Below are 25120 nucleotides of genomic sequence, written 5' to 3' on the forward strand. Positions count from 1 at the left end.
CCCGGAGCGAAGCGGAGGGCCGGATGAATGGAGCGCCACGGCTTTGCTTACTTTGGCCACGACCAAAGTAAGCCGCCGTAAGGGCGGAAAGGTGAATAAGCGTCGACATCGCAAATGAATGCGCATACAACTTTCAACACCAACTAACCAACTAACCAAACAATCAAACAACCAAACAACCAAACAACGCCACCCCAAAAAAACTCAAAGCCGCTGAAGAATCAACTCCCCCGAGGCCCCAGCCAACCCAGGCTGCCCGGCCTGCCCAGGCCGCCCATTCCCCCCCGCATCGGTCCGATAAACCAGACACCCCTTACTGACCCCACCCGCCCCGGCCTTCCCGGCAGCCCCCGCCTTACCAGGCGCACCACCATCAAGTCGCACCACAATCCGCTCCTGCGCAAACCCTTCAGGCACCGCCAGACGAACTCGCCCACCGGGGGCCCCATCATGCCCGTTGCCACCATCATCACCATTGGCCCCACGACTGGCCTGCCCCCAGGTGCAGCCCCCCGGCTTGCCATTGGCGCCGTCGAGCCCGACATACCCCGGCGCCCCAGCCCCACCCCGGGCGTCGATCGATAGCCGATCCGCTTCCAGCGCCTGCAACCGCAGATCCAGGTTACGCCCCGGCCGCGCGGGCCGCTCGTAGCTTCCGGGCGCTCCAGGCGCACTGAATTCGCTACCCTCGCCCAGCCGAGCCGTCAACGCCTCGATGCTCAGGTCGCGCTCGGCCGGCGCGATGGCGATGCGCGCATCGCGCCCCAGTTCGAGCCGGTCGATCTTCAGCTCGGTAAGGCTGGCCGGTAGCAACAAGGTCGCCGAGTCGGCCACCCGCAGGTGCTCCAGGTGCACGCTGGCCGCCTTGTTCGGCAGGCGCAGCATCGAATGGGCAGCAACCTCCAGGCTCTCGGCCTGGGCCAAGGGTGTGGCCAGTACGGCCAGCAAAATCAGTTTACGCATGGCTCGGCGCCTCCTGCGACCGGGGGATGGACATGACATGGAAGATACCGATCAACAGAATCTGCAAGCGGTCGAACCAGCGGTGACTGCGCCCACGCAAGCTGCCATTGAAGAACAGCACCTCGAGCACATGCAGCGACAGCAGGACGATACCTGCAGCATTGATCAGCAGATTGAGCGGCAATGGCTGTGGCATGAACAGGTTGAACAGCACCACACCCCAGAACGCCACTGTCAGAGCCTTGCCCAGGCCCAGGATGAACTTCATACCCCGCCCCCATGATTTTTGTTATGCCGGCACGGTCCGTTCGAGCGGACCGTGCCGGCAACAGTAACCCTACTGCCGGGGCATGCGCCAGAGGGGTCAGTTCAGGTGCAGTTCCACCCGTCGGTTGCGTGAGCGGCCTTCATCGGTGTCATTGTCGGCCACCGGCTCACTCTCGCCACGGCCCTGGCTGGTCACCTTGTTCGGCGCCAGGCCCTGGCTGATCAGGTACTCGGCAACACCGCTGGCACGGCGCTCGGACAGGCGCTGGTTGTAACTGTCGGAGCCCACGCTGTCAGTGAAACCGATCACCTTGACACTGGCCACACTGGGGTCGTTGAGCTTGGGCAGCAAGCCCTGCAGGCGCTGCTGTGCACCTTGGGTGAGTTCGGCGGAATCGAAGGCGAACAGCACCTGGCCCTGATCATCGAGCGTGATCACTTCCGAGGTCGCCGCAGGCTCCGGCTGCGGTGCGGCGGCTGGATACTGCGGCAATGGGCAGCCCATATGGTTGACCTGGGTACCGGCCGGAGTATCCGGGCAGCGGTCGCGGCGGTCGAAAACGCCATCGCCATCCTCGTCGCCATCCTGGGCATAACAGATCAGGCCACCGGCAATCGCACCGGCAACGCCGGCACCGGCTGCCCAGCTGGAACTTTCGATGGCGCCCAGGCCGCCACCGACCAGGCCGCCAAGCAGGCTGCAGATGGGCCAGGTCCTTTGATTGAGGGGCGCGCTGCCATCGCTGTGGGTGGCGCAACCTGCCAGCAGGCTCGTGGCCACCACCAACGGCAGTGCCGCTTTCGACAAAACACGCATGGTGAATGCTCCTGTGTCACCGGCCGCTACCGGTCACACAGGAGTAAAGACGTGCCCACGCCACTTCTCAAGGCGCGGGCACGTCGCCATCAACGCTGGATCTTGATCTCGGTTCGACGGTTCATGGCACGCCCGTCGGCGGTGGCGTTGTCGGCGACCGGCTGCGTTTCACCCGCCCCCACCACCGAGACGAAGCCGGCACGCGGCACACCGCTTTCGACCAGGTAGTTGGTCACCGACTGGGCGCGGCGCTCGGAGAGCTTCTGGTTGTAGCTGTCGGAACCGACGCTGTCGGTGTGGCCGGAAACGCTCAGGCGCGCGCTAGGGGCTTCCTGCTTGAGCCTCGTGGCGATGGTGTTCAGGCGCTCCTTGTCGGTGGCCGTCAGGCGTGCCGAGTCAAACTCGAAATGCACGTCACGGATGACGATGACTTCTTCCTTCTGTACCACGACTTCCTCGACCACCGGCACCGGCTCCGGCGGGCAGCCATTGGCGTCGACCTGCACGCCGCGCGGGGTGCCCGGGCACTTGTCGCGGCTGTCCGGTACGCCGTCGCCGTCTTCGTCACCGTCGCCATGGGCCCAGCAGTAACCCGCCGCCAGGCCGCCACCGAGCAAGGCGCCCCAGCCGGCCCAGCTGGAGCTCTCGATCGCGCCCAGGGCCGCGCCGCCCACGCCCCCGACGGCAGCACACTTCGGCCAGTCGGTTTTCTGCAAACCTGCACAACCAGTCAACACACTGGTGAGCAGAACCAGGGGTATCGCTGTGCGTACTATGCTCATCTTGTTGCTTCTCCTAGGGGGAATCGGTAGAAAACCGATGCTCTGGGAGTAAAGACCGGCGCTTCCCGCTCTGCCAGCAATAAGCCACGCCGCACCGGCGCACCCCTTTGCCCGCTGGCCTGGGACCGTTAGTCTTGAGCGACCTGAACGAGGAATGGCAATGACCGACGCTTTCTCCCAACGCACGCCCCAGCAGGCCCTGGCCGCCCTGTTGGAACGTTTCACCCCGCGCCACTTGCTGCTGGTGGGCAGCCGCTTCCCTGCCCTGGAAGCCTTCGCCGCCGCCCATCCCGATACCCACATCGAAGTTGCCGCACCCGGCCCGCTGCCTGCCGAACAGGCAGCCCGGCGCTTCGACCTGGCGGTACTGGTCGATTGCCTGGAACACCTGCCCAAGCGCACCGGCCTGGAGCTGCTGGGCGGCATCCGCAACCTCAACGCCAGCCGCGTCGCGGTGCTGGCCGACCTGGCTGCCTGCGGCTGGCAGGCCACCGATTTCTACTCGCTGGCGCTCTCGGCCAGCGAGCAGTTCCAGCGCGATGAACAGGTATTGAGCCTGTTCACCTATGATCTGCATGACTACAAACAAGTCCCGGACTGGCTCAATGCGAAGTTCTGGGCCAACCCCGAAAACTTCGGCAAGTACTGGTGGTGACCGAATGAGTGTCTCGATCTGCCCCTGCGGCAGTGGCAACCTGCTCGATACCTGCTGCGGGCACTATCACAGTGGAACACCAGCGCCGGATGCCCAGACGCTGATGCGTTCACGCTACAGCGCCTATGTGCTGGGCCTGGTGGATTACCTGGTGGCTACCACCCTGCCGGCCCAGCGCCCAGGCCTGGACCGCGCCGCGATGGCGGCCTGGAGCGCGCAGAGCACCTGGCTGGGCCTGGAGGTGGAGGGCGCCGAGGTGCTGGGCGGGCAGCCCGAGCATGCCTTCGTCACGTTCACCGCACGCTGGCACGACCTTGAGGGCGATCACCAGCACCGCGAGCGCTCGGCATTCGTCCAGCATGCCGGACGCTGGTATTTCATCGACCCGACCGCGCCCCTCAAGGCCGGACGCAACGACCCCTGCCCCTGCGCCAGCGGGCAGAAGTTCAAGAAATGCTGCGCCAGTTACTTCGGTAGTTGAGCATGCGCACCCTGGCTCGCCTGCTCTCGCTCAGCCTGCTACTGGGCGGATTGGCGGGCTGCGCCAGCTGGGGCGCTGATACCTGGCGCGAACCACAGTTGCACCTGCTCGAGGTGGAACCGGTGAAGGTGCGCCTGCACCAGCAGGAGTTCGTTCTGCACCTGCGCGTCGACAACCCCAACGACACCCGCCTGTTCATCCGCCACCTGGCCTATTCTGTACGCCTCGGCGACCTGTTGCTGGCCGAAGACGAGGCCAGCCTGTGGCGCAGCGTTGGCGGCCATGCCCGGCGCACCTTCAAGGTCACCGTGCGGACCAATCTCTGGCAGCACCTCAAACCTCTGGCAAAGCTGCTCAAGAGCGGGCAACCCGTGCAATACCAACTGCGGGGCGAGCTGGCCACCGGGCTGATCGTGCATCGGGACCTGCACTTGAGGCAAAGGGGTGAGATAATCCCCGGCGATCTTAAACCGGAGTAACGCTGCAATGACCCAACAACCCCATGTCCATGGCCCCGACTGCGATCACGATCACGGTCACGACCATCACCACGACCACGGCCATGTGCATGGCCCGCACTGCAACCACGGCCATCAGGAGCCAGTGCGCAACGCCCTGAAGGACATCGGCCGCAACGACCCTTGCCCGTGCGGCAGCGAGAAGAAATTCAAGAAGTGCCACGGCGCCTGATCAACGTCAGCGCCCATGTTCAGGGCCAAGCCCACTCCCAGGCAAATCGTCGCGGGAACGGGCTTGGCCCATGATCAACCCGCTCCAGCATGACCACTGGTAAATAAAGCTCCCCGGCACCTTGCACGGCGACTGCGCGCTCACTACCTTAGCGCCTTTCAGAACCCCGCCACGCCCTGCAGGAATCCAGCCATGGCCGCCCCCGTCCTTCCACCCTTCCCTCTCCGCCTCGGCAGTGCTGCCGCGTTGCTTGGCCTGCTCGCGCTGGGCGGCTGCCAGATGGGTGGCTATCAGGACAGCGTCCTGCCCAACAGCGGCGTGCAACCGCTCAAGGGTTTGGCGCAGAACGTCTCGGTACGGCGTAACGCCATGGGCGCGCCGCTGATCGAAAGCAGCAACTTCCATGATGCGCTGTTCAGCCTGGGCTACCTGCACGCAGGGGATCGCATCGAGCAGATGGTCGCCATGCGCCTGTTGGCCCAGGGGCGCCTGGCCGAACTGGCTGGAGCCGACGCCCTGGCGATCGACCGGCTGGTGCGCGCGGCCAACCTCAAGCAGAATGCCGGTCAGCTCTATGCCGATGCCTCGCCGCGCCTGAAGCGCTTCTTCGAAGTCTATGCCCGCGGGGTCAACGCCTACCTGTTCCGCTATCGCGACAAGTTGCCGGGCGAACTCGCTCGCAGCGGTTATCGCCCGGAATACTGGAAACCCGAGGATTCGGCGCTGATCTTCAGCCTCTACGCCTTCAGCCAGTCGGTGAACCTGCAGGAGGAACTGTCGGCATTGATCCTGGCGCAGAAGGTCGGTGCCGACAAGCTGGCCTGGCTGCTGCCCGGCGCTCCGGACGAGCCCCTGGCCGAAAGCGAAGTCGACAAGCTCAAGGGCGTGAACCTGGCCAGCCAGCTGCCGGGCCTGGGCGCGCTCGCCGCCACTGGCCAGCAATTGGCCGACCTCGGCCTGCTGGGCGCCCCCGGCTCGAGCAACCTGGCCCTGTCGCCCCAGCGCAGCCGTGCCGGCAAGAGCCTGCTGGCCAGCGACAGCCGCGCTGCCTGGGCACTGAGCCCGGTGCAGATCCACACCGGCAAGTATCAGGTCGCCGGCCTGTCGCTGCCAGGGCTGCCGATCGTGCTGGCCGGCTACAACGGCAAGCTGGCCTGGAGCAGCAGCGCGGTGATGGCCGACAACCAGGACTTGTTCCTCGAGCAGGTGCGCCGCCAGGGCACCCAGCTGACCTACCTCGCCGAGGGCAAGTGGCAACCGGCGCGTGCCCGCAACGAGACCTTCTTCGTTCGCGGCCAGCGCCCCCAGCGCGAGGTGATGTACGACACCCGCCACGGCACCCTGTTGCCGGGGCATGGCAGCCTGGCCCTGGCCCTGCATCTACCGCAGCTCAAGGACGATCGCAGCCTCGATGCGCTGTTCGACCTGACCCGCGCGCAAAATATCGAGCGTGCTTTCGACAGCACCCGCGAAGTCGGTGCGGCGGCGCTGAACTTCGTCTTCGCCGAGCCCCAGCATATCGGCTGGCAGGTCAGCGGTCGTTATCCCAACCGCCGCGAAGGCCAAGGTCTGCTCCCCTCGCCGGGCTGGGATGGGCGCTATGACTGGGATGGCTACGCCGATGCAATGCTGCACCCCTACGATCAGGACCCTCCCGCCGGCTTCATCGGCCACGCCAACCAGCGCAGCCTGCCCAAGGGCTATGGCATGCAGCTGTCGAGCAGCTGGTATTACCCCGAGCGCGCCGAGCGCATGGCCCAACTGGCCGGCAACGGTCGCCACGACAGCCGCAGCCTGATGGCTCTGCAGAACGATCAGGTGACCCTGCTGGCCGACAAGCTCAAGCAGATGTTCGACGCCCCCGGCATGGCCCAGCCGCTCAAGCAGGCCATCGACGCCCTGCCTGGCGCCCAGCGCGACAAGGCTCGCGACGCCCTGGCGCGGCTGAAGGCCTTCGATGGCCGGCTAAGCTCGGTGTCGGCCGATGCCGCGCTGTACGAACTGTTCCTCCAGGCGGTCACTCGCCAGACTTTCCTCGATGAACTGGGCCCGGAATCCAGCCCGGCATGGCAAGCGTTCATCGGCGATGCCAAGCTTTCCTACTCCGCCCAGGCCGACCACCTGCTGGGACGCGAGGACAGCCCGTTCTGGGATGATCGCGGCACGCCGCAAAAAGAAGACAAGCCCACCATCCTCGCCCGCAGCCTGGCTGCGGCGGTGGATGCCGGCACCACACAACTTGGCGCCGACCGCCGCGCCTGGCAGTGGGGCAAGCTGCATCAGTACCGCTGGCCGGCACCGGCCTATCACGGCCTGGGCGACAAACTCGAGCGCGCGCCCCTGGCGGCAGGCGGTGACTTCAGCACCCTGGCCCTGACGCCTTATGCCTGGGGGAGCAGCTTCGACACCCAACTGCCGGCCTCGGCGCGGATGATCGTTGATTTCGGGCAGACCGAACCGCTGCAGCTGCTGACCAGCAACGGCCAGTCCGGCAATCCGGCCAGCCTCCATTACAGCGATGGGCTCGATGCCTGGTTCAAGGGCCGCTTCACCAGCCTGCCGCTGCAACCGCAGAATTTTGCCCGGGCCTACGGCAGCCAGCGGTTGACGCTGGTGCCTGGCAAATAGGTCTCAGAGACCAGAGCCAGCAAAATCGAGCGCCGCGCGCGCGGTGCTCGATCTCATGGTCACTGCCCCATCCTCTTGCGCTCTCCTATGTGAATAGTGCGCCGCCCCCGAAGTTATGCTTCTATCCTTGATCCCAGCCCTTGCCGCACAGCGCTCACATCAGGACCACCATGCACCACTCGACCCACGACCTGCTCTCCCCTGTCCCGGGTATCGCCCGCCAGTTGCACAGCTTCCATTTCGGCCCACGTGGCGCCGGCAAGGTGTACATCCAGGCTTCGCTGCATGCCGACGAACTGCCGGGCATGCTGGTGGCCTGGCACCTCAAGCAGCGGCTCGCGGACATGGAGCAGCAGGGGCGGTTGCGCAAGGAGGTCATCCTGGTGCCGGTGGCCAACCCGGTCGGCCTCGAGCAGGTATTGCTGGACGCGCCCTTGGGGCGTTTCGAGCTGCAAAGCGGCGAGAACTTCAACCGCAGGTTCGTCGACCTGTCGGACAGCATCGGCGACCAGATCGAAGGCCACCTCTCCCAGGACCCGGCCCACAACCTGGCGTTGATCCGTGAATACCTGCGCCGGGGCCTGGATGCCCACCCCGCGCACACGCCGCTGCAGTCCCAACGCCTGACCTTGCAGCGCCTGGCCTGCGACGCCGACATGGTGCTCGACCTGCATTGCGACTTCGAAGCCGTCGAACACCTGTACACCACGCCCGAGGCCTGGCCCGAGGTCGAACCGCTGGCCCGCTACCTGGGCGTCCAGGCCAGCCTGCTGGCCACCGACTCGGGCGGGCAATCGTTCGATGAGTGTTTCAGCCTGGTATGGTGGCAGTTGCAGCAGCGCTTCGGCAAACGCTTCCCGATCCCCCAGGGCAGTTTTTCGGTGACCATCGAGTTGCGCGGCCAGGCCGATGTCAGCCACGCCCTGGCCACCCAGGACTGCCAGGCGATCCTCGACTTCCTGACCCACGCCGGTGTCATCGAAGGGCAGCCCGCTCCTTTGCCAGCGCTGCGTCACCCGGCCACGCCGCTGGCAGCGGTGGAACCGGTCATGGCACCGCTTGGCGGGTTGCTGGTGTTCCATGCCAGCCCCGGGGAGTACCTGCAAGCCGGAGCGCTGATCGCCGAGGTCATCGACCCGCTCAGCGACCGCGTAACGCCCTTGCGCAATAGCCAGGCCGGGCTGCTCTATGCCCGCAGCATCAGGCGCATGGCCACCGCGGGCATGGTGGTCGCCCATGTGGCAGGCGAGCAGGTTTGCCGCAGCGGTTACCTGCTGGGCAACTGAGCGGCGTCAAGCCACAGGAGCGGGAGGCGGCTCATCGGGCAGGGTCGGCTCGCCCGGCTCCATCGGTGGCTGCTCGCCAGGCTGCGGCGGCTGGGGCGTGTCGGGATCAGGCTGGTGAGGCACTCCGCCTGCGCGCATGGGCAGTGGCGTGTGTGTCGGCGGATGGGCCAGCAGCGACCAGGCTAGCAATCCGATCTGGTTCGGCTGCAGGACGGCCAGCTTGGCACTGATTGCGGGATCGATTTTCATGGGGGGCTCCTGACGAGAGCCGGCGCACGTCATGCGCGCCGGAACTGTTCACTCGTTGGAGTGCCGGGCGCGGAAACAATTCCCGCGCTTTGTCGGCTCAGGTGCGCGGCAAGGTGACGCCGCGCTGGCCCTGATACTTGCCGCCGCGGTCCTTGTACGACACTTCGCACTCCTCGTCGGACTGCAGGAACAGCATCTGCGCCACGCCTTCGTTGGCGTAGATCTTCGCCGGCAGCGTGGTGGTGTTGGAGAACTCCAGCGTCACATGGCCTTCCCACTCGGGCTCGAGCGGAGTGACGTTGACGATGATGCCGCAGCGCGCGTAGGTGCTCTTGCCCAGGCAGATGGTCAGCACGTCACGCGGAATACGGAAGTACTCGACGGTACGGGCCAGGGCAAAGGAGTTTGGCGGGATGATGCACACGTCGCTCTTGATGTCGACGAAGCTGCCGGCATCGAAGTTCTTCGGGTCGACGGTGGCCGAGTTGATGTTGGTGAACACCTTGAATTCGTCGGCGCAACGCACGTCGTAGCCGTAGCTGGAGACGCCGAAGGAGATGACCCGGCTGTCGTGCTCGCCGCGCACCTGGCGCTCGACGAACGGTTCGATCATGCCGTGTTCCTGCGCCATGCGGCGAATCCACTTGTCCGATTTGATGCTCATGGCGGGGTGTCCTGAAGAGTGCAAGGTGAAAAACGAGATGCGCATCTTACCGGTCCCGGCGCGCAGGTTAAAGTTTCCTTGCCCATCCCGCGCCAGACGGGGCCTGCGCCGGCCGCCGATCCGAAATTCATCAAAGCGCTCCTTGACCATTGGCAGGTCGTGGAAAGTGGGTTAAGGTGGCGCCACTGTGCTGCACGTGACACCGAGAATCTCTAGTTTGATGCACGATTATCATCGGCCCATCGCTGAATTTTCTGCTCTCTTTGCACTCAGTCCCGGGCAGGGTACTTCCTGACCGTAATCAACTTTGTCCAAGGAGACAGAAACATGTCCAACCGTCAAAACGGTACCGTTAAGTGGTTCAACGATGAGAAAGGCTACGGCTTCATCACCCCTCAGTCGGGTGACGACCTGTTCGTGCACTTCAAAGCCATCCAAGCTGACGGCTTCAAAACCCTGAAAGAAGGCCAGGCTGTTACTTTCGTCGCTACCCGCGGCCAGAAAGGCATGCAGGCTGAAGAAGTTCAGATCGCCTAAGTCGATCTCGCTTCCTAGCTTTCAAAAAAAACCCGCCATTGGCGGGTTTTTTTGTGCCTGAGTCAATCGCCCGTACACCATCGTGGAAGCGAGCTGGCCCGCCCCCACATGATTGCCTGAACCTCAGTCCTCGCTGATGGTGATGCTCGGCATCGCCGGCGCCGCCGCTTCCTGCAACACGATTCGTGCCCCCACCTGCCGCGCCAGCTCCTGGTAGACCATGGCGATCTGGCTCTCCGGCTCGGCAATCGCGGTCGGCTTGCCACTGTCGGCCTGCTCGCGGATAAGCATCGACAGCGGCAACGACGCCAGCAGTTCGACACCGTACTGGGCCGCCAGCTTCTCGCCGCCGCCTTCGCCGAACAGGTGCTCGGCATGGCCGCAGTTGGAGCAGATGTGCACCGCCATGTTCTCCACCACACCCAGCACCGGGATGTTGACCTTGCGGAACATCTCCACGCCCTTCTTGGCATCCAGCAGCGCCAGATCCTGCGGGGTGGTGACGATGACAGAGCCCGCCACCGGCACCTTCTGCGCCAGGGTCAGCTGGATGTCGCCAGTGCCTGGCGGCATGTCGATCACCAGGTAGTCGAGGTCGTCCCAGGCGGTCTGGGTCACCAGCTGCAGCAACGCGCCCGAGACCATCGGGCCGCGCCAGACCATGGGCGTGTTGTCATCGGTGAGGAAGGCCATGGACATGACCTCGACGCCATGGGCCTTGATCGGCACAAACCACTTCTGCTCGCGCACCTGCGGGCGGGTGCCCTCGGGGATGCCGAACATCACACCCTGGCTGGGGCCATAGATGTCGGCGTCGAGTATCCCCACCCGGGCACCCTCGCGGGCCAGGGCCAGGGCCAGGTTGGCGGCAGTAGTCGACTTGCCGACCCCACCCTTGCCCGAGGCCACGGCGACGATGTTCTTGACGTTGGCCATGGCCGGCACCTGAGCCTGGGCCTTGTGGGTGGCGATCACACAATCGATGCCGACCGAGGCCGAGCTCACGCCGTCGAGGTTCTCGATGGCAGTTTGCAGCACCTGCGCCCAGCCCCCCTTGAACAGCCCGGCGGCATAACCCAACTGCAACTGCACATTGACCTGCCCGCCCTGGATATCGATGGCGCGCACGCAACCGGCGCTGACCGGATCCTGGTTCAGGTAGGGGTCGGTGTACTGGCGAAGCACGCCTTCGACGGCGGCACGGGTAACGGCACTCATGGAGGCTCCCATTGGCAAACTGAATACGAAACAGGTGCCTATGCTAACCCGTCAATCGTCAGCGGATGCGTTGTTGGGGTGAAATATATTCGCCAGCCCTTTATAGTGGCCGATCACCCTCATTTTTACCCCGTAGCCAGATAAGTAGCCGAGCCACCATGTCCGAGCCACGTCAGATTCTCGTCACCAGCGCCCTGCCCTATGCCAATGGATCGATCCACCTTGGTCACATGCTCGAATACATCCAGACGGACATGTGGGTGCGCTACCAGAAACTGCGCGGTAACCAGTGCATCTATGTCTGCGCCGACGACGCCCACGGCTCGGCCATCATGCTGCGCGCTGAAAAGGAAGGCATCACGCCCGAGCAACTGATCGCCAACGTCCAGGCCGAGCACAGCGCCGACTTCGCCGACTTCCTGGTCGACTTCGACAACTACCACTCCACGCACAGCGAAGAGAACCGCGAGCTGTCGAGCCTGATCTACACGCGCCTGCGCGATGCCGGGCATATTGCCACCCGTTCGGTCACCCAGTACTTCGATCCTGAAAAGGGCATGTTCCTCGCCGACCGCTTCATCAAGGGCACCTGCCCCAAGTGCGCGGCCGAGGACCAGTACGGCGACAACTGCGAAAAATGCGGCGCCACCTACGCCCCGACCGAGCTGAAGAACCCCAAGTCGGCAATCTCCGGCGCCACGCCGGTGCTGCGTGACTCCCAGCACTTCTTCTTCAAGCTGCCCGACTTCCAGGCCATGCTGCAACAGTGGACCCGCAGCGGCACCCTGCAGGACGCCGTAGCCAACAAGCTCGCCGAGTGGCTGGACGCTGGCCTTCAGGAATGGGACATCTCCCGCGACGCCCCGTACTTCGGTTTCGAGATCCCGGGCGAGCCTGGCAAGTACTTCTACGTCTGGCTGGACGCGCCAATCGGCTACATGGCCAGCTTCAAGAACCTTTGCGCGCGCCGGCCGGAACTGGACTTCGACGCCTTCTGGAAAGAAGACTCCACGGCCGAGCTGTACCACTTCATTGGCAAGGACATCGTCAACTTCCACGCCCTGTTCTGGCCGGCCATGCTCGAAGGCGCGGGCCTGCGCAAGCCGACCGCGGTCAACGTGCACGGCTACCTGACCGTCAATGGCGCGAAGATGTCCAAGTCGCGCGGCACCTTCATCAAGGCGCGCACCTACCTCGATCATCTGCAGCCGGAATACCTGCGTTACTACTACGCCGCCAAGCTGGGCCGCGGCGTCGACGACCTCGACCTGAACCTCGAGGACTTCGTGCAGAAGGTCAACTCCGACCTGGTCGGCAAGGTGGTCAACATCGCCAGCCGCTGCGCCGGCTTCATCCACAAGGGCAATGACGGCGTGATGGTCGCCGGTGATGCCGCGCCGGAGCTGACCGAAGCCTTCCTCGCGGTCGCCCCGTCGATTGCCGAGGCCTATGAAGCCCGCGATTTCGGGCGCGCGATGCGCGAGATCATGGCCCTGGCCGATCGCGCCAACGCCTGGATCGCCGACAAGGCCCCGTGGTCGCTGGCCAAGCAGGAAGGCAAGCAGGACGAGGTACAGGCCATCTGCGCCCAGGGCGTCAACCTGTTCCGCCAGCTGGTGATCTACCTCAAGCCGGTCCTGCCGGTGCTGGCCAGCGACGCCGAGGCCTTCCTCAATGTCGCGCCGTTGACCTGGAACGACCATCAGTCGCGCCTGGAAAATCACCAGCTCAAGCCGTTCAAGGCGCTGATGAGTCGCATCGAACCGGCCAAGGTCGAAGCAATGATTGCCGCCAGCAAGGAAGACCTGCTGGCCGCCGAGGCCAACACCGCCCCGGCGGGCAATGGCGAGCTGGCCAAAGACCCGCTGTCGGCCGAGATCGGGTTCGACACCTTCGCCGCAGTCGACCTGCGCGTGGCATTGATCGTCAAGGCCGAAGCCGTGCCGGGTGCCGACAAGCTGCTGCAATTGACCCTGGACATCGGTGATGAGCGTCGCAATGTGTTCTCGGGCATCAAGTCGGCCTACCCGGATCCATCCCAGCTGGAAGGCCGCCTGACCATGATGGTGGCCAACCTCAAGCCACGGAAGATGCGCTTCGGTGTTTCCGAGGGCATGGTCATGGCAGCCGGCCCGGGCGGCGAGGAGATCTACCTGCTCAGCCCCGACAGCGGTGCCAAGCCAGGCCAGCGCATCAAGTAACCAAATCAGGCAACCAATATGCCCCGGCCCCCTGGCCGGGGCATTTGCATCTGCCGTCCGCTGCCGGATAATGGCGCCATCGTCCCGCCGTCGGCACCTCCATGAGTGACTACGTTCTGGTCCTGGTCAGCGCCGCGCTGGTCAATCACCTGGTCCTGCAGGCAGAGCCGGTCGAGCGTGTGCGCCTGCATGCGCTGGGCCTGTGCTCCGCCCTGCTGATCCTCATGGCACTGCCAATCGGCGCCTGGCTGTGCCAACAACTGCTCGTGCCATTGCAGTTGCAGGACCTTCAGCTGTTGGTCTTCCTGCCGTTGCTGGCGGCATTGGCCTGGGCGCTGCCGAACCTGCTCCAGCGCCTGCGCCCGGACTGGCCCACACAAGGCCTGTCGGGCCTGCTGAGCGCAAATGCCGTGGTGCTAGGCTTGCTGGTGCAACTGTCCCATGACGACATGCGCGGCTGGCGCCTGCTGGCGTGGCCCCTCGTTGCCGCTTTGGGCTTCTGGCTCGCGCTGGTGCTGTATGCGGACCTAGATATGCGCAGCCGCCAAGCCGAGGTACCCGCAGCGTTACGCGGCCTGCCTATTCAACTGATCGGTGCCGGGGTGATGGCCATGGCGTTTTCGGGACTCAACGGACTGTTCACCCAATGAATCTGTCTCTACACATCGACGTCTTGCTGCCGGCCCTGCAAAACATTGCCCGGCAATACCTCGAGGAGCTGCAGGCCCATGCCGCCACCTGATCCGCGCCTGCGCAGCGCCATGCAACTGGTGCTGCTGGCCTGCACCCCTGGCCTGTTGGCGCTGTTCTGGCTGCATGGCTGGGGCGTGCTGATCAACCTGCTGCTGAGCAGTTGCGCGGCGCTGGCCACCGAGGCCTTGCTGCTGAGCTGGCGCAAGCTGCCGGTGGTCTCGGCCCTGGGCGATGGCAGCGCGCTGGTCACCGCCGTCCTGCTGGCTGCCGCCCTGCCCATCCACGCCCCTTGGTGGCTGCCGCTGATGGCAGCCTGTGTTGCCATTGGCCTGGGCAAACAAGCCTTCGGGGGAGTGGGACGCAACCTGTTCAACCCGGCCATGGTGGGCTATGCGTTCGTCCTGCTGAGCTTCCCCTTGCAGATGAACCACTGGCCTGGCCAGACCGCCGGGTTGCTGGACAGCCTGAACCTGAGCCTGGGTACCGGCGATCGCATCGATGCCTGGGCCAGCCCCACGGTACTCGACGTGCTGCGCCATAACCGCAGCCTGACCATCGACGAACTGTTTGCCAGCCATTCGGCCTTTGGCCATATCGGTGGGAGCGCCAGCGAATGGGTCAACCTCGCCTTCCTGCTCGGCGGGCTATTTCTGATACAACGCAAGGTCTTCACCTGGCACGCGCCCATCGGCTTGCTCGGCGCCTTGTTTCTGTTCAGCCTGCTGGGCTGGAACGGCTCAGGCTCCGACTCCAATGGCTCACCATTGCTGCACCTGCTGTCAGGCTCGACCATGCTGGCCGCGTTCTTCATCGCCACCGAACCGGTATCTGGTTGCAGGCAGCCACTGGCCCGTCTGCTGTTCGGTGCCAGCGCCGGCCTGCTGATCTACCTGATCCGTACGTGGGGCAGCTTTGCCGATGGCACGGCATTCGCCATTCTGCTGATGAACCTTGCCGCACCGTCCCTGGATCGCTGGGCGGAGCGTCGCCAGCAGGCCTGCCCGTGAGTGCCCGCTGGCGCAGCGCCGCGTGCCTGTTACTGCTGGCAGTGCTGGCCGTTGTCACGACTTTGGCCTGGCAACGCTTCACTGCCAAACCTATTGCGCAGGCCCAGCGCCAGTGGCATGAACAGCAGTGGCTGGCAGTGCTGCCACCAGGCAGCTATGACAACCAGCCCTTGCAAACAGCCTTGGCCCTGGCAGATACCAGCCTGCGCCATAGCCGCCTGTTGGCCGCTTATCGCGCCACGCTGGCGGGAGCCCCAACCGCCATCCTGCTGCACAACAGGTTCCTGGGCTATGGCGGCGCCATCGAAATGGTCATCGCCATCAACACCCAGGGCCGCCTGGTGGGCATGCGTGTACTCGAGCAACAGGAAAGCCCAGGCCTGGGCGACCAACTGGCAGACCCGGCGCGTCAATGGCTCAACCAGTTCATCGGCCGGGCACAGGAAAATACACCCGAGCAGGCCTGGGCGATCAAACGTGACCAGGGCGCGTTCGATCAACTGGCCGGGGCGACGGTAACCTCTCGAGCAGTCATCGCGGCGATCCAGGATGCACTGCGCTATTTCGACGACCACCGCCCCGCACTGCTCGGCGAGGCGCGCCCATGAGCAGGTTCTGGCTACTGATGATCAGCCTGGTACCGCTGCTCGGCGCAACCCGGACCATTGTCCAGGCGATCTCCATCAGCCTTTGCGCTTGCCTGCTGACAGGCCTGCATCAGGCGCTGATGGCACCACTGCGTCGCCACCTTGCTCAGGGCGCCAGCCTGTGGGCGAGCGCTGTGATGACGGCCAGCTTGGTAACCTGTCTGCACCTCGGGCTGCGGGCGTGGACCCTGCCCCTGGCCGAGGAGCTTGCCCCCTACCCTCTGTTACTGGCCCTGCCCTGCCTGGCCTGCGAACAGTTGCTGCCACAGCAGTACCGCTATCGCCAACTGTGTCGCGGCCTGGGCGGGCTCCTGGTGGCCGGCCTTGCCCTGGGTGCCTGTCGACAAGTGCTCGCCGACGATCTCGGCCTGCACATTGCCACGCTAGCCCCAGGCGCCTTGATACTGCTCGGCCTGCTGCTGGGCTTGTACAATCACCTGCGCCCATCGACCACCTCCCCTAGCCGTCAAGGAAGCCGTTGACCCCATGAATGCCGCCAAACGCCTGGAGATCTTTCGCAGGCTGCATGAAGACAATCCCGAACCCAAGACCGAACTGGCCTACTCCACCCCCTTCGAACTGCTGATCGCCGTGATCCTTTCGGCCCAGGCGACGGACGTCGGCGTCAACAAGGCTACCGCTCGCCTGTTCCCGGTCGCCAATACGCCGCAGGCCATCCACGCCCTGGGTGTTGAAGGCCTGAGCGAGTACATCAAGACCATCGGGCTGTACAACAGCAAGGCCAAGAACGTCATCGAGACCTGTCGCCTGCTGGTCGAACTGCACGCAGGTGAAGTCCCGCAGAGCCGCGAAGCGCTGGAAGCCCTGCCCGGCGTTGGGCGCAAGACCGCCAACGTAGTGCTCAACACTGCCTTTCGCCAACTGGCCATGGCCGTCGATACGCATATCTTCCGGGTCAGCAACCGCACCGGTATCGCGCCGGGCAAGACCGTTCTAGACGTCGAAAAGAAATTGCTCAAGTTCGTACCCAAGGACTTTCTGCTCGACGCCCACCATTGGCTGATCCTGCATGGCCGTTATGTCTGCCAGGCTCGGAAACCGCGCTGTGGCAGCTGCCGAATCGAGGACCTGTGCGAATACAAGTTCAAGACCTCGGACGATTGAAGCAATAGCTGACAACAGCACAAGGCGATTGAAAAAATCTTTTTTACCCGCTCTGCGATTCCCGTTATAAGGACGGCCAATGGCCCTTTGGCTTGGAGTGACGCATGAGCACCGATAAAGAAGACTTGGCAACCGATGACGACTTCCAAAGTACGGACGACGACGTGGAGCCGCAGGCCGAACCGGCCAAGACCAACCTCAGCAAGCGCCGCACCATCGACAACATGCTCGAGGAGCGACGCCTGCAGAAACAGCTGGCCGACTTCGACTACGATCTGTAACGCAGACATGCAAAAGCCTCCTGAACGGAGGCTTTTCAACAGGGCTCAGGCCAGCCCATGGCGCTGGGCGAGTTCGATCAGGTCCACCAACGAGCGGGCATTCAACTTGAGCAGCAGGCGAGTCTTGTAGGTACTGACCGTCTTGTTGCTGAGAAACATGCTGTCGGCGATCTCCTTGTTGCTCTTGCCCCGGGCCAGTTGCTGGAGCACCATCATCTCCCGGCCGGAAAGCCGCTCGACCATCTCCATTTCCGTGGCGCCTCCCGTGCCCGAGCGCCCCTTGTGCAATGCCTGGTTGGGGAAATAGCTGTAGCCGGACATCACGGCCTTGATGGCACTGAGCAGCTCGGTCAACTCCTGTTGCTTGCAGACATAACCTGCCGCCCCCGCTTGCATGCAGCGCATCGAGAAGTGCCCCGGGGCCTGGGAAGTCAGTACCAACACCTTGCTCGCCGGGCTCGCCAGCGTCATCCGCGCAATCACTTCCAGCCCATCCAGTTTGGGGATCCCGATATCCAGAATGACAATATCCGGCAGATACTCCCGCGTCAGTTGCAGGGCATCCACACCATTGTCACTCTCCGCCACCACTTCGTAGCCATGCCGTTCCATCAGCATGCGTACGGCCAGGCGAATGACCGGGTGATCATCCACGATCAGCACTTTATTCATGCGATTCCCATTGATACGTTATTTTTAGTTCGATAGACCACCACACCCGAGCATAACGATTATTTATGCAGCGGTTTCCCTGGTAAATTCACCGAAAGAAGCGGCCTACAATTAATAGAGACTCTTCCTACGCACTACCCCTTTCACAAAATGTAATAGATACAGGTTCGTCGCAACGATTCAGAAAGTAACAGCCGGAAGAATTGGATCCAAGTGCCATTGAGTCACACTTCACGCGGGAAAATTCGACTGTACACACTGGATAAAGGTAGGCGTCGAGCGCGGCGACTTGGCCAGGGAGGGAAACGAGGCACGCTTAATTACAGTGGGGAAAACACGCTACAGATGGGCAAAGCATCACCAGGCCCTCATCATGAACCGCGACCCCATCAGTCCGTTGACCCTTATCGCTGTCTTTGCCGGCGTGATCGAAGCGTCTGCCCTGGCATCACTCCCGTTCCTCAGCGAAGACAGCCAGACCCTGTACACCTGGTTCCTGGTGGGCTTCCCGTTCTTCCTTACCGTACTGTTCTTTCTTACCCTCAACTTCAACACTCGCTCGCTGTTTGCACCTGACAGCAATGCCCGCAGCGCCCGCAAGCCTTTACGCACACCTGTCTCAGGGAGCAAAGGCGCGATGATCATCGCCATTTCCGGAGCCGACAGTCAGAAGATCATCGAAAACCATGTACTGCGAATGATCGATCGCCCCCACAGGCGACAACGACGCTGGGTGCTGTACAACCTGGATACGCGCACCTGTATCCATCTCTCAGCCGTGCCCATGCAGGATGACGAGACCGCGACCGCCACCGAAGCAGAAACCCAGGCATGAAAAAACCCGGCCAAGGCCGGGTTTTTCGTACGCTCGAGGCTGCTTACAGCAGCGAACGGCCTTTGTTGGCCGCGATACGCATACGCAATGCATTGAGCTTGATGAAGCCCGCGGCATCGGCTTGGTTGTAAGCCCCGCCGTCTTCCTCGAAGGTCGCAATGTTGGCATCGAACAGAGAATCGTCCGACTTGCGCCCCACGACGGTGACATTGCCCTTGTACAGCTTCAGGCGAACAACGCCATTCACGTTGAGCTGCGAGGCGTCGATCATCTGCTGCAGCATCAGACGCTCCGGGCTCCACCAGTAGCCGGTGTAGATCAGGCTGGCGTACTTGGGCATCAGCTCATCCTTCAGGTGAGCGACTTCGCGGTCCAGGGTAATCGACTCGATGGCGCGGTGAGCCTTGAGCATGATGGTGCCGCCTGGGGTCTCGTAGCAACCGCGCGACTTCATGCCGACATAGCGGTTCTCGACGATATCCAGGCGACCGATGCCGTTGGCGCCGCCAATGCGGTTGAGCTCGGCCAGCACGGTGGCCGGGGTCTTCTCGACACCGTCGATGGCGACGATGTCACCGTTGCGGTAGGTCAGCTCGATGTAGGTGGCCTGGTCCGGGGCATTCTCCGGGGAGACGCTCCATTTCCACATGTCTTCCTCGTGCTCGGTCCAGGTATCTTCCAGGACACCGCCTTCGTAGGAAATGTGCAGCAGGTTGGCGTCCATCGAGTACGGCGACTTTTTCTTGCCGTGGCGCTCGATCGGGATACCGTGCTTCTCGGCGTAGTCCATCAGCTTCTCGCGGGACAGCAGGTCCCACTCACGCCATGGCGCGATGACCTTGACGCCAGGCTTGAGCGCATAGGCACCGAGCTCGAAACGCACCTGGTCGTTGCCCTTGCCGGTGGCACCGTGGGAAATGGCGTCGGCGCCGGTTTCGTTGGCGATTTCGATCAGGCGCTTGGCGATCAGCGGGCGGGCGATGGAAGTACCCAGCAGGTACTCGCCTTCGTAGACGGTGTTGGCGCGGAACATCGGGAAGACGAAATCACGCACGAACTCTTCGCGCAGGTCGTCGATGTAGATTTCTTTCACGCCCATCGCCTGGGCCTTGGCGCGGGCCGGCTCGACCTCCTCGCCCTGGCCGAGGTCAGCGGTGAAGGTCACCACTTCACAGTTGTAGGTGTCCTGCAGCCACTTGAGAATCACCGAAGTATCAAGGCCGCCGGAATACGCCAATACGACCTTTTTTACGTCCGCCATGCCATCACTCCACGGGGTTGTACGGAAAGCCGATGATTCTACCGGCCTTGCCGAAAAATTTACAATGGGGCGACAGCTTGTGACGACAAAGCGACAGGAATTGTCGAGAGCGCGACCCGCTGTCGCACTCAGGATTTCGCAGGCGCGGGCTGGGTGGCAGCGGCCGCAGGCGTCGCAGGCGCAGGTGCGGTAGCCGCGGGTGCCGGAGCCGCCGGCGCAACCGGTGGCGCCGGCTTCTCCAGCGGTTTCTCGACCGGTGTCACACGCTCGAGCTGGATGTTCACCCGGCGGTTTCGCGCCCGGTTGGCGGCAGAGTTGTTCTTCGCCAGCGGATAACGTTCGCCGTGGAACCGCACGGTGATCTGCTCTTCCGGCACGCCATGGGCCTTGAGGTAGTCGGCAACCGCCAGTGCCCGTCGACGCGAGGTGTCACGGTTGGTCAGACGGTTGCCGCTGTTGTCGGAATGGCCGTTGAGCTCGATGCGGTTGACCGTCGGATCGGCCTTCAGATAATCGAGCAGCACATCCAGGCGAGCGCGCGCCGAGCTGTCCAGCTCGATACCGCCACCGGGGAAGCCGACCTGGGTCTGACGGATCTGGTCATAGTTCATCGGCAGCAGCTTGGCAGCACACAGTTGGTAGTCGCTGTAGGCCTTGGCGAAGCTGACTGGCATCACCTGCACTTGCATCGGCCGGCCACCCTCGCCCCGGTAGTTGCGCACCACCGTGCTACGGCCATCGAGCAGGCCATTGATCAGGCGGCTGGCCTGCCCCTGGCTGGAGGTGAACAGCACGCCAGTGCGGGCCATGTGCACCGCACCAAGGTTGATATCGCCCCGCCCTGGCTGCCAGGGGGCTGCGGCGGCCAGCAAGGTGGCGGAACCGGCGCCGAGGACGTTGCTGTCCGAACGCAGCTGGAACGTCGGTTGTTCGCCGGCACGGCGCACGAACTCGCCGCTGCCGAAACCGTCGATCGGCTGGATCAAGCGACATTCGAACTGATCACCCTCGACTTTCCAGGCGACGTTCTCCACGCGGGTCTGGAAGGTCATGGCCCCGGCCGGCAGGCTGGCGACAAGGGTGAACAGGGCTAGGTAACGCTGGCGCACGGTCGGCTCCACTGATTCTGACGGCTTACCTGAATGCTATCGGACGCCCGTCGGAAAACTTGATAGCCGTGCTCGAACAGGGGTTTTCCGGTAGCATTGGCTTCTGAGTTCGACCCGCCTGGAATCTCCAATGTCCGATCGCCTGACCCTCCTGCGCCCCGACGACTGGCACATCCATCTGCGCGATGGTGCCGTCCTGCCTCACACCGTCGGTGACGTGGCGCGTACCTTCGCCCGCGCCATCATCATGCCCAACCTGGTTCCGCCGGTGCGCAACGCCGTCGAGGCCGATGCCTACCGCGCCCGCATCCTTGCCGCACGCCCCGCCGGCAGCCGTTTCGAGCCACTGATGGTGCTGTATCTTACCGACCGCACCAGCCCGGAAGACATCCGCGCCGCCAAGGCCAGTGGGATCGTGTTCGCCGCCAAGCTCTACCCGGCCGGCGCCACCACCAACTCCGATTCGGGCGTGACCAGCATCGACAACATTTTCCCGGCAATCGAGGCCCTGGCCGAAACCGGCATGCCCCTGCTGGTGCATGGTGAGGTCACGCGCAGTGAAATCGACGTGTTCGACCGCGAGAAGCGCTTCATCGACGAGCACATGCGCCGCCTGGTCGAGCGCTTCCCGACCCTGAAAGTGGTGTTCGAGCACATCACCACCGCCGACGCCGCGCAGTTCGTCACCGAGGCGCCGGCCAACGTCGGTGCCACCATCACCGCCCAGCACCTGCTGTACAACCGCAACCACATGCTGGTCGGCGGTATCCGCCCGCACTTCTATTGCCTGCCGATCCTCAAGCGCAACACCCACCAGGTTGCGTTGCTGGATGCCGCGACCAGCGGCAACTCGAAGTTCTTCCTCGGTACCGACTCGGCGCCTCACGCCAAGCATGCCAAGGAAGCCGCCTGCGGCTGCGCCGGCTGCTACACCGCCTACGCCGCCATCGAGTTGTATGCCGAGGCGTTCGAGCAGCGCAACGCGCTGGACAAGCTCGAAGGCTTCGCCAGCAAGCATGGCCCTGACTTCTACGGCCTGCCGCGCAATACCGACACCATCACCCTGGTGCGAGAGCAATGGACAGCGCCGGACAGCCTGCCCTTCGGTGACACCACCGTCATTCCCCTGCGCGCTGGTGAAACGCTGCGCTGGCGCCTGCTGGAGGACAACGCGTGAGCGAAGATCTGTACGAAGACGACCAGGACAGCCAGGTCAGCAGCGGCTCGCGCCATCCGATGGCCGAGCGTTTCCGCGGCTACCTGCCCGTGGTGGTGGATGTCGAGACTGGAGGCTTCAACAGCGCCACCGACGCGCTGCTGGAGATTGCCGCCGTCACCATCGGCATGGATGAAAAGGGCTTCCTGTTCCCCGAGCACACCTACTTCCATCGGGTCGAACCGTTCGAGGGCGCCAATATCGAGGCCGCCGCGCTGGAGTTCACCGGCATCAAGCTCGATCACCCGCTGCGCATGGCGGTGAGCGAGGAAAGCGCGCTGACCGATATTTTCCGCGGCGTGCGCAAGGCGCTGAAGGCCAATGGCTGCAAGCGGGCGATCCTGGTGGGGCATAACAGCAGCTTCGACCTGGGTTTCCTCAATGCTGCGGTGGCGCGCAACGATATCAAGCGCAACCCGTTCCACCCGTTCTCCAGCTTCGATACCGCCACCCTCGCTGGCCTTGCCTACGGCCAGACCGTGCTGGCCCGAGCCTGCCAGAGCGCAGACATCGACTTCGACGGCCGTGAGGCGCATTCGGCGCGTTACGACACCGAGAAGACCGCCGAGCTGTTCTGCGGCATCGTCAATCGCTGGAAAGAGATGGGCGGCTGGCGCGACTTCAACGACTGATCACACGCTTGTAGCTTGAAGCATAAAAAAACCGGCCACCAGGGCCGGTTTTTTCATGCGCTTGGCAAATTACAGCTTGCCAGCGTTCTCGCTCAGGTAAGCCGCGACACCTTCCGGCGAAGCGTTCATGCCCTTGTCGCCTTTCTTCCAGTTGGCCGGGCAGACTTCGCCGTGCTCTTCGTGGAATTGCAGGGCGTCGACCAGGCGCAGCAGCTCGTCCATGTTGCGGCCCAGCGGCAGGTCGTTGACGATCTGCGAGCGGACAACACCGTTGGTGTCGATCAGGAAGGCACCACGGAAGGCCACGCCGCCTTCGGACTCGACGTCGTAGGCCTTGCAGATTTCGTGGGTCATGTCGGCTGCCAGGGTGTACTTGACCTGGCCGATGCCGCCATTGTTGACCGGGGTGTTGCGCCAGGCGTTGTGAGTGAAGTGCGAGTCGATCGACACGCCGATCACTTCCACGTTGCGCGCCTGGAAGTCAGGGATGCGGTTGTCCAGGGCAATCAGCTCGGACGGGCAGACGAAGGTGAAGTCCAGCGGGTAGAAGAATACCAGGCCGTACTTGCCCTTGATGGCCGAGGCCAGGTTGAAGCTGTCGACGATCTCGCCGTTGCCCAGCACGGCTGGAACGGTGAAGTCCGGGGCTTTTTTGCCAACGAGTACGCTCATTCGATCTCTCCTGATGAGGGGTGAAAAACCTTGCCCGGGCGGAACGCGTCCCCCGGATCCAGCAAAGGCCGACCATCATACACAGCTTTGCGTGACAGGCCGAATCTCAACCGCCGGTCGCTCTGGAACGCACCTTACACAATGTGTTTTGACAAGCATTCTCATTACCATTACTCTCCAATCCATCGAATCAACCCGCGATGGTCAGCCTTTATGTATGTGTGTCTTTGTGTCGGTGTCACCGACGGACAGATCCGCGATGCGATCTACGAAGGATGCTGCAGCTACAAGGAAGTTCGAGCCGCCACCAATGTCGCCAGCCAGTGCGGCAAGTGCGCCTGCCTCGCCAAGCAGGTGGTGCGCGAAACCCTCACCGAGCTGCAACTGAGCCAGCAGGCCGCCCTGCCCTACCCCGTTGAATTCAACGCGGCGTAATGTCCCCAAATTTGAAGAACCGGACCTAGTGTCCGGTTTTTTATGCCTGCAATTCAATAAGTTAGCGTTCGAACGCAGTTCACAAACATTCTTATTCCGATTAATTTTCATTTATTATTCAATAACTTAGGTTTGACATAGATAGTTGCGAGGCTCAAACTTGTTTGCATTGGCTCAACTTCTACAGGGCAGACCCCATCATGAAAGGCGACGTAAGCGTCATCCAGCATCTCAACAAGGTCCTCGGAAACGAGCTGGTCGCAATCAACCAGTACTTCCTGCATGCGCGCATGTACGAAGATTGGGGCCTGAACAAGATCGGCAAACTCGAGTACAAAGAGTCCATCCAGGCGATGAAGGATGCTGACAAGCTGATCAAGCGCATCCTCTTCCTCGAAGGCATCCCCAACGTCCAGGACCTGGGCAAGCTCATGATTGGCGAGCACACCAAGGAAATGCTCGACTGCGACCTGAAGCTTGAGAAAAAGGCCCACGCCGACCTGAAAGCCGCCATCGCCCACTGCGAAACCGCTGGCGATTTCGGTTCGCGTGACGTGCTCGAGGACATCCTCGAAGACCAGGAAGAGCACATCGACTGGCTGGAAACTCAGCTGGGCCTGATCGACAAGATCACTATCGAGAACTACCTGCAGTCGCAGATGGGCGAAGAGTAACTGCTCGATCGACGACAACAAAAAGCCCCGCTATTGCGGGGCTTTTGCATGCTGGCGAAGAACGCCGGAATCAGGCTTCGGAAGCCTTGGCCTTGGCGGCCGCATCCTTGATCAGCGTCTGCAGCTCACCCTTTTCGAACATCTCGATCATGATGTCGCTGCCGCCGACCAGCTCACCCGCCACCCACAGTTGCGGGAAGGTAGGCCAGTTGGCGTACTTGGGCAGGTTGGCGCGGATTTCCGGGTTCTGCAGGATGTCGACATAAGCGAACTTCTCGCCACACCCCATCACGGCCTGCGAAGCCTTGGCCGAGAAACCGCACTGCGGGGCATTCGGCGAACCTTTCATGTAAAGCAGAATGGTGTTGTTGGCGATCTGCTCTTTGATTGTATCGATGATATCCATGAAGCACCTCGGCTGAA

At 63.1% G+C, this 25120-nt stretch carries 31 protein-coding genes; 19 read left to right on the plus strand and 12 right to left on the minus strand.

The genetic code is table 11. The features are described 5' to 3' along the window. Positions 1 to 204: 204 nt before the first annotated feature. The 4 genes from ACVWY1_RS23190 to ACVWY1_RS23205 form a co-directional block, all read right to left on the minus strand. Positions 205 to 963, minus strand: coding sequence for a collagen-like protein (locus ACVWY1_RS23190; protein WP_277501745.1), 759 nt, complete (start codon positions 961 to 963; stop codon positions 205 to 207). Continuing rightward, the gene (locus ACVWY1_RS23195; protein ID WP_102684784.1) at positions 956 to 1231 is read right to left on the minus strand and encodes a DUF1145 domain-containing protein; all 276 of its coding nucleotides are present in this window, start codon (positions 1229 to 1231) and stop codon (positions 956 to 958) included. The genes ACVWY1_RS23190 and ACVWY1_RS23195 overlap by 8 nt, the downstream gene beginning before the upstream one ends. Before the next feature lie 96 nt (positions 1232 to 1327). Next, positions 1328 to 2047 carry an OmpA family protein gene (locus tag ACVWY1_RS23200; RefSeq protein ID WP_102684783.1) on the minus strand — a complete coding sequence of 240 codons (720 nt, stop codon included), beginning with the start codon at positions 2045 to 2047 and terminating at the stop codon, positions 1328 to 1330. An 89-nt stretch (positions 2048 to 2136) separates the two neighbouring features. Next, positions 2137 to 2829 (minus strand): OmpA family protein, encoded by a 693-nt coding sequence (locus ACVWY1_RS23205; RefSeq protein ID WP_457378807.1) that lies wholly within the window; start codon positions 2827 to 2829, stop codon positions 2137 to 2139. A 160-nt stretch (positions 2830 to 2989) separates the two neighbouring features. Between ACVWY1_RS23205 and ACVWY1_RS23210 the strand changes: the two genes are divergently transcribed. The 6 genes from ACVWY1_RS23210 to ACVWY1_RS23235 all read left to right on the plus strand — a co-directional run bounded on the left by ACVWY1_RS23210 (position 2990) and on the right by ACVWY1_RS23235 (position 8569). Next, positions 2990 to 3484, plus strand: coding sequence for a DUF6231 family protein (locus ACVWY1_RS23210; RefSeq protein WP_102684781.1), 495 nt, complete (start codon positions 2990 to 2992; stop codon positions 3482 to 3484). Between the two features lie 4 nt (positions 3485 to 3488). Then, positions 3489 to 3965: a YchJ family protein gene (locus tag ACVWY1_RS23215; protein WP_102684780.1), complete on the plus strand. Its 477-nt coding sequence runs from the start codon at positions 3489 to 3491 to the stop codon at positions 3963 to 3965. A gap of 2 nt (positions 3966 to 3967) precedes the next feature. Beyond that, positions 3968 to 4444, plus strand: coding sequence for an LEA type 2 family protein (locus ACVWY1_RS23220; RefSeq protein WP_457378808.1), 477 nt, complete (start codon positions 3968 to 3970; stop codon positions 4442 to 4444). 7 nt (positions 4445 to 4451) lie between these two features. After that, complete coding sequence (locus ACVWY1_RS23225) at positions 4452 to 4655, plus strand: SEC-C metal-binding domain-containing protein (protein ID WP_457378809.1); 204 nt, start codon at positions 4452 to 4454, stop codon at positions 4653 to 4655. A gap of 192 nt (positions 4656 to 4847) precedes the next feature. Then, positions 4848 to 7283: a penicillin acylase family protein gene (locus ACVWY1_RS23230; RefSeq protein ID WP_457378810.1), complete on the plus strand. Its 2436-nt coding sequence runs from the start codon at positions 4848 to 4850 to the stop codon at positions 7281 to 7283. A gap of 170 nt (positions 7284 to 7453) precedes the next feature. Next, positions 7454 to 8569, plus strand: a complete 1116-nt coding sequence (locus tag ACVWY1_RS23235; protein WP_457378811.1) for a succinylglutamate desuccinylase/aspartoacylase family protein — start codon at positions 7454 to 7456, stop codon at positions 8567 to 8569. Positions 8570 to 8575: 6 nt separating this feature from the next. Here ACVWY1_RS23235 and ACVWY1_RS23240 read toward each other — a convergent pair whose 3' ends face one another. Then, positions 8576 to 8818 (minus strand): hypothetical protein, encoded by a 243-nt coding sequence (locus tag ACVWY1_RS23240; RefSeq protein WP_102684776.1) that lies wholly within the window; start codon positions 8816 to 8818, stop codon positions 8576 to 8578. 97 nt (positions 8819 to 8915) lie between these two features. Then, a complete protein-coding gene (gene dcd, locus ACVWY1_RS23245; RefSeq protein ID WP_023630764.1) occupies positions 8916 to 9482 on the minus strand; it encodes a dCTP deaminase in 567 nt (188 codons plus the stop codon). A 327-nt stretch (positions 9483 to 9809) separates the two neighbouring features. On the opposite strand from dcd, the gene ACVWY1_RS23250 reads away from it, so the two are divergent. Then, positions 9810 to 10019 carry a cold-shock protein gene (locus tag ACVWY1_RS23250; RefSeq protein WP_012273869.1) on the plus strand — a complete coding sequence of 70 codons (210 nt, stop codon included), beginning with the start codon at positions 9810 to 9812 and terminating at the stop codon, positions 10017 to 10019. 123 nt (positions 10020 to 10142) lie between these two features. On the opposite strand, the gene apbC is transcribed toward ACVWY1_RS23250, so the two are convergent. Then, positions 10143 to 11237: an iron-sulfur cluster carrier protein ApbC gene (apbC, locus tag ACVWY1_RS23255; RefSeq protein ID WP_102684775.1), complete on the minus strand. Its 1095-nt coding sequence runs from the start codon at positions 11235 to 11237 to the stop codon at positions 10143 to 10145. A 158-nt stretch (positions 11238 to 11395) separates the two neighbouring features. Between apbC and metG the strand changes: the two genes are divergently transcribed. The 7 genes from metG to ACVWY1_RS23290 all read left to right on the plus strand — a co-directional run bounded on the left by metG (position 11396) and on the right by ACVWY1_RS23290 (position 17191). Then, the gene (gene metG / locus ACVWY1_RS23260; protein WP_457378812.1) at positions 11396 to 13438 is read left to right on the plus strand and encodes a methionine--tRNA ligase; all 2043 of its coding nucleotides are present in this window, start codon (positions 11396 to 11398) and stop codon (positions 13436 to 13438) included. A 101-nt stretch (positions 13439 to 13539) separates the two neighbouring features. Then, complete coding sequence (locus tag ACVWY1_RS23265) at positions 13540 to 14088, plus strand: Rnf-Nqr domain containing protein (RefSeq protein WP_139669286.1); 549 nt, start codon at positions 13540 to 13542, stop codon at positions 14086 to 14088. A gap of 78 nt (positions 14089 to 14166) precedes the next feature. Then, complete coding sequence (locus ACVWY1_RS23270) at positions 14167 to 15138, plus strand: RnfABCDGE type electron transport complex subunit D (protein WP_102684772.1); 972 nt, start codon at positions 14167 to 14169, stop codon at positions 15136 to 15138. Beyond that, on the plus strand, positions 15135 to 15746 hold the full coding sequence (locus ACVWY1_RS23275; RefSeq protein ID WP_457378813.1) for an RnfABCDGE type electron transport complex subunit G: 612 nt from the start codon (positions 15135 to 15137) through the stop codon (positions 15744 to 15746). The genes ACVWY1_RS23270 and ACVWY1_RS23275 overlap by 4 nt, the downstream gene beginning before the upstream one ends. Then, on the plus strand, positions 15743 to 16267 hold the full coding sequence (locus tag ACVWY1_RS23280) for an Rnf-Nqr domain containing protein (protein WP_102684770.1): 525 nt from the start codon (positions 15743 to 15745) through the stop codon (positions 16265 to 16267). The genes ACVWY1_RS23275 and ACVWY1_RS23280 overlap by 4 nt, the downstream gene beginning before the upstream one ends. Positions 16268 to 16271: 4 nt before the next feature. Continuing rightward, the gene (nth, locus tag ACVWY1_RS23285; RefSeq protein ID WP_102684769.1) at positions 16272 to 16910 is read left to right on the plus strand and encodes an endonuclease III; all 639 of its coding nucleotides are present in this window, start codon (positions 16272 to 16274) and stop codon (positions 16908 to 16910) included. Between the two features lie 104 nt (positions 16911 to 17014). Next, positions 17015 to 17191, plus strand: a complete 177-nt coding sequence (locus ACVWY1_RS23290) for a PA3496 family putative envelope integrity protein (RefSeq protein WP_457378814.1) — start codon at positions 17015 to 17017, stop codon at positions 17189 to 17191. 45 nt (positions 17192 to 17236) lie between these two features. Here ACVWY1_RS23290 and ACVWY1_RS23295 read toward each other — a convergent pair whose 3' ends face one another. Beyond that, positions 17237 to 17863: a response regulator transcription factor gene (locus ACVWY1_RS23295; protein ID WP_102684768.1), complete on the minus strand. Its 627-nt coding sequence runs from the start codon at positions 17861 to 17863 to the stop codon at positions 17237 to 17239. 373 nt (positions 17864 to 18236) lie between these two features. Between ACVWY1_RS23295 and ACVWY1_RS23300 the strand changes: the two genes are divergently transcribed. Next, a complete protein-coding gene (locus tag ACVWY1_RS23300) occupies positions 18237 to 18698 on the plus strand; it encodes a hypothetical protein (protein ID WP_457378815.1) in 462 nt (153 codons plus the stop codon). A gap of 43 nt (positions 18699 to 18741) precedes the next feature. Here ACVWY1_RS23300 and ACVWY1_RS23305 read toward each other — a convergent pair whose 3' ends face one another. Both ACVWY1_RS23305 and ACVWY1_RS23310 read right to left on the minus strand, forming a co-directional pair. Beyond that, positions 18742 to 19959, minus strand: coding sequence for an argininosuccinate synthase (locus ACVWY1_RS23305; RefSeq protein WP_102684766.1), 1218 nt, complete (start codon positions 19957 to 19959; stop codon positions 18742 to 18744). 128 nt (positions 19960 to 20087) lie between these two features. Then, positions 20088 to 21068, minus strand: coding sequence for a flagellar protein MotY (locus ACVWY1_RS23310; RefSeq protein WP_102684765.1), 981 nt, complete (start codon positions 21066 to 21068; stop codon positions 20088 to 20090). A gap of 130 nt (positions 21069 to 21198) precedes the next feature. Here ACVWY1_RS23310 and pyrC point away from each other — a divergent pair, with 130 nt between their 5' ends. After that, a complete protein-coding gene (gene pyrC / locus ACVWY1_RS23315; protein ID WP_139669273.1) occupies positions 21199 to 22245 on the plus strand; it encodes a dihydroorotase in 1047 nt (348 codons plus the stop codon). Between the two features lie 59 nt (positions 22246 to 22304). Further along, a complete protein-coding gene (gene rnt, locus ACVWY1_RS23320; RefSeq protein WP_225933324.1) occupies positions 22305 to 22916 on the plus strand; it encodes a ribonuclease T in 612 nt (203 codons plus the stop codon). Positions 22917 to 22985: 69 nt separating this feature from the next. Here the strand turns inward: rnt and ACVWY1_RS23325 are convergent, their stop codons facing one another. Further along, positions 22986 to 23588: a peroxiredoxin gene (locus ACVWY1_RS23325; protein WP_003254945.1), complete on the minus strand. Its 603-nt coding sequence runs from the start codon at positions 23586 to 23588 to the stop codon at positions 22986 to 22988. 213 nt (positions 23589 to 23801) lie between these two features. On the opposite strand from ACVWY1_RS23325, the gene ACVWY1_RS23330 reads away from it, so the two are divergent. Both ACVWY1_RS23330 and bfr read left to right on the plus strand, forming a co-directional pair. After that, a complete protein-coding gene (locus tag ACVWY1_RS23330; RefSeq protein WP_046854452.1) occupies positions 23802 to 24023 on the plus strand; it encodes a bacterioferritin-associated ferredoxin in 222 nt (73 codons plus the stop codon). Positions 24024 to 24223: 200 nt separating this feature from the next. Beyond that, a complete protein-coding gene (gene bfr / locus ACVWY1_RS23335) occupies positions 24224 to 24697 on the plus strand; it encodes a bacterioferritin (RefSeq protein ID WP_046854451.1) in 474 nt (157 codons plus the stop codon). A 70-nt stretch (positions 24698 to 24767) separates the two neighbouring features. Here bfr and grxD read toward each other — a convergent pair whose 3' ends face one another. Then, a complete protein-coding gene (gene grxD, locus ACVWY1_RS23340) occupies positions 24768 to 25103 on the minus strand; it encodes a Grx4 family monothiol glutaredoxin (RefSeq protein WP_110701969.1) in 336 nt (111 codons plus the stop codon). Between the last annotated feature and the right edge of the window lie 17 nt (positions 25104 to 25120).

This window comes from Pseudomonas sp. TE6288, from assembly GCF_054062095.1.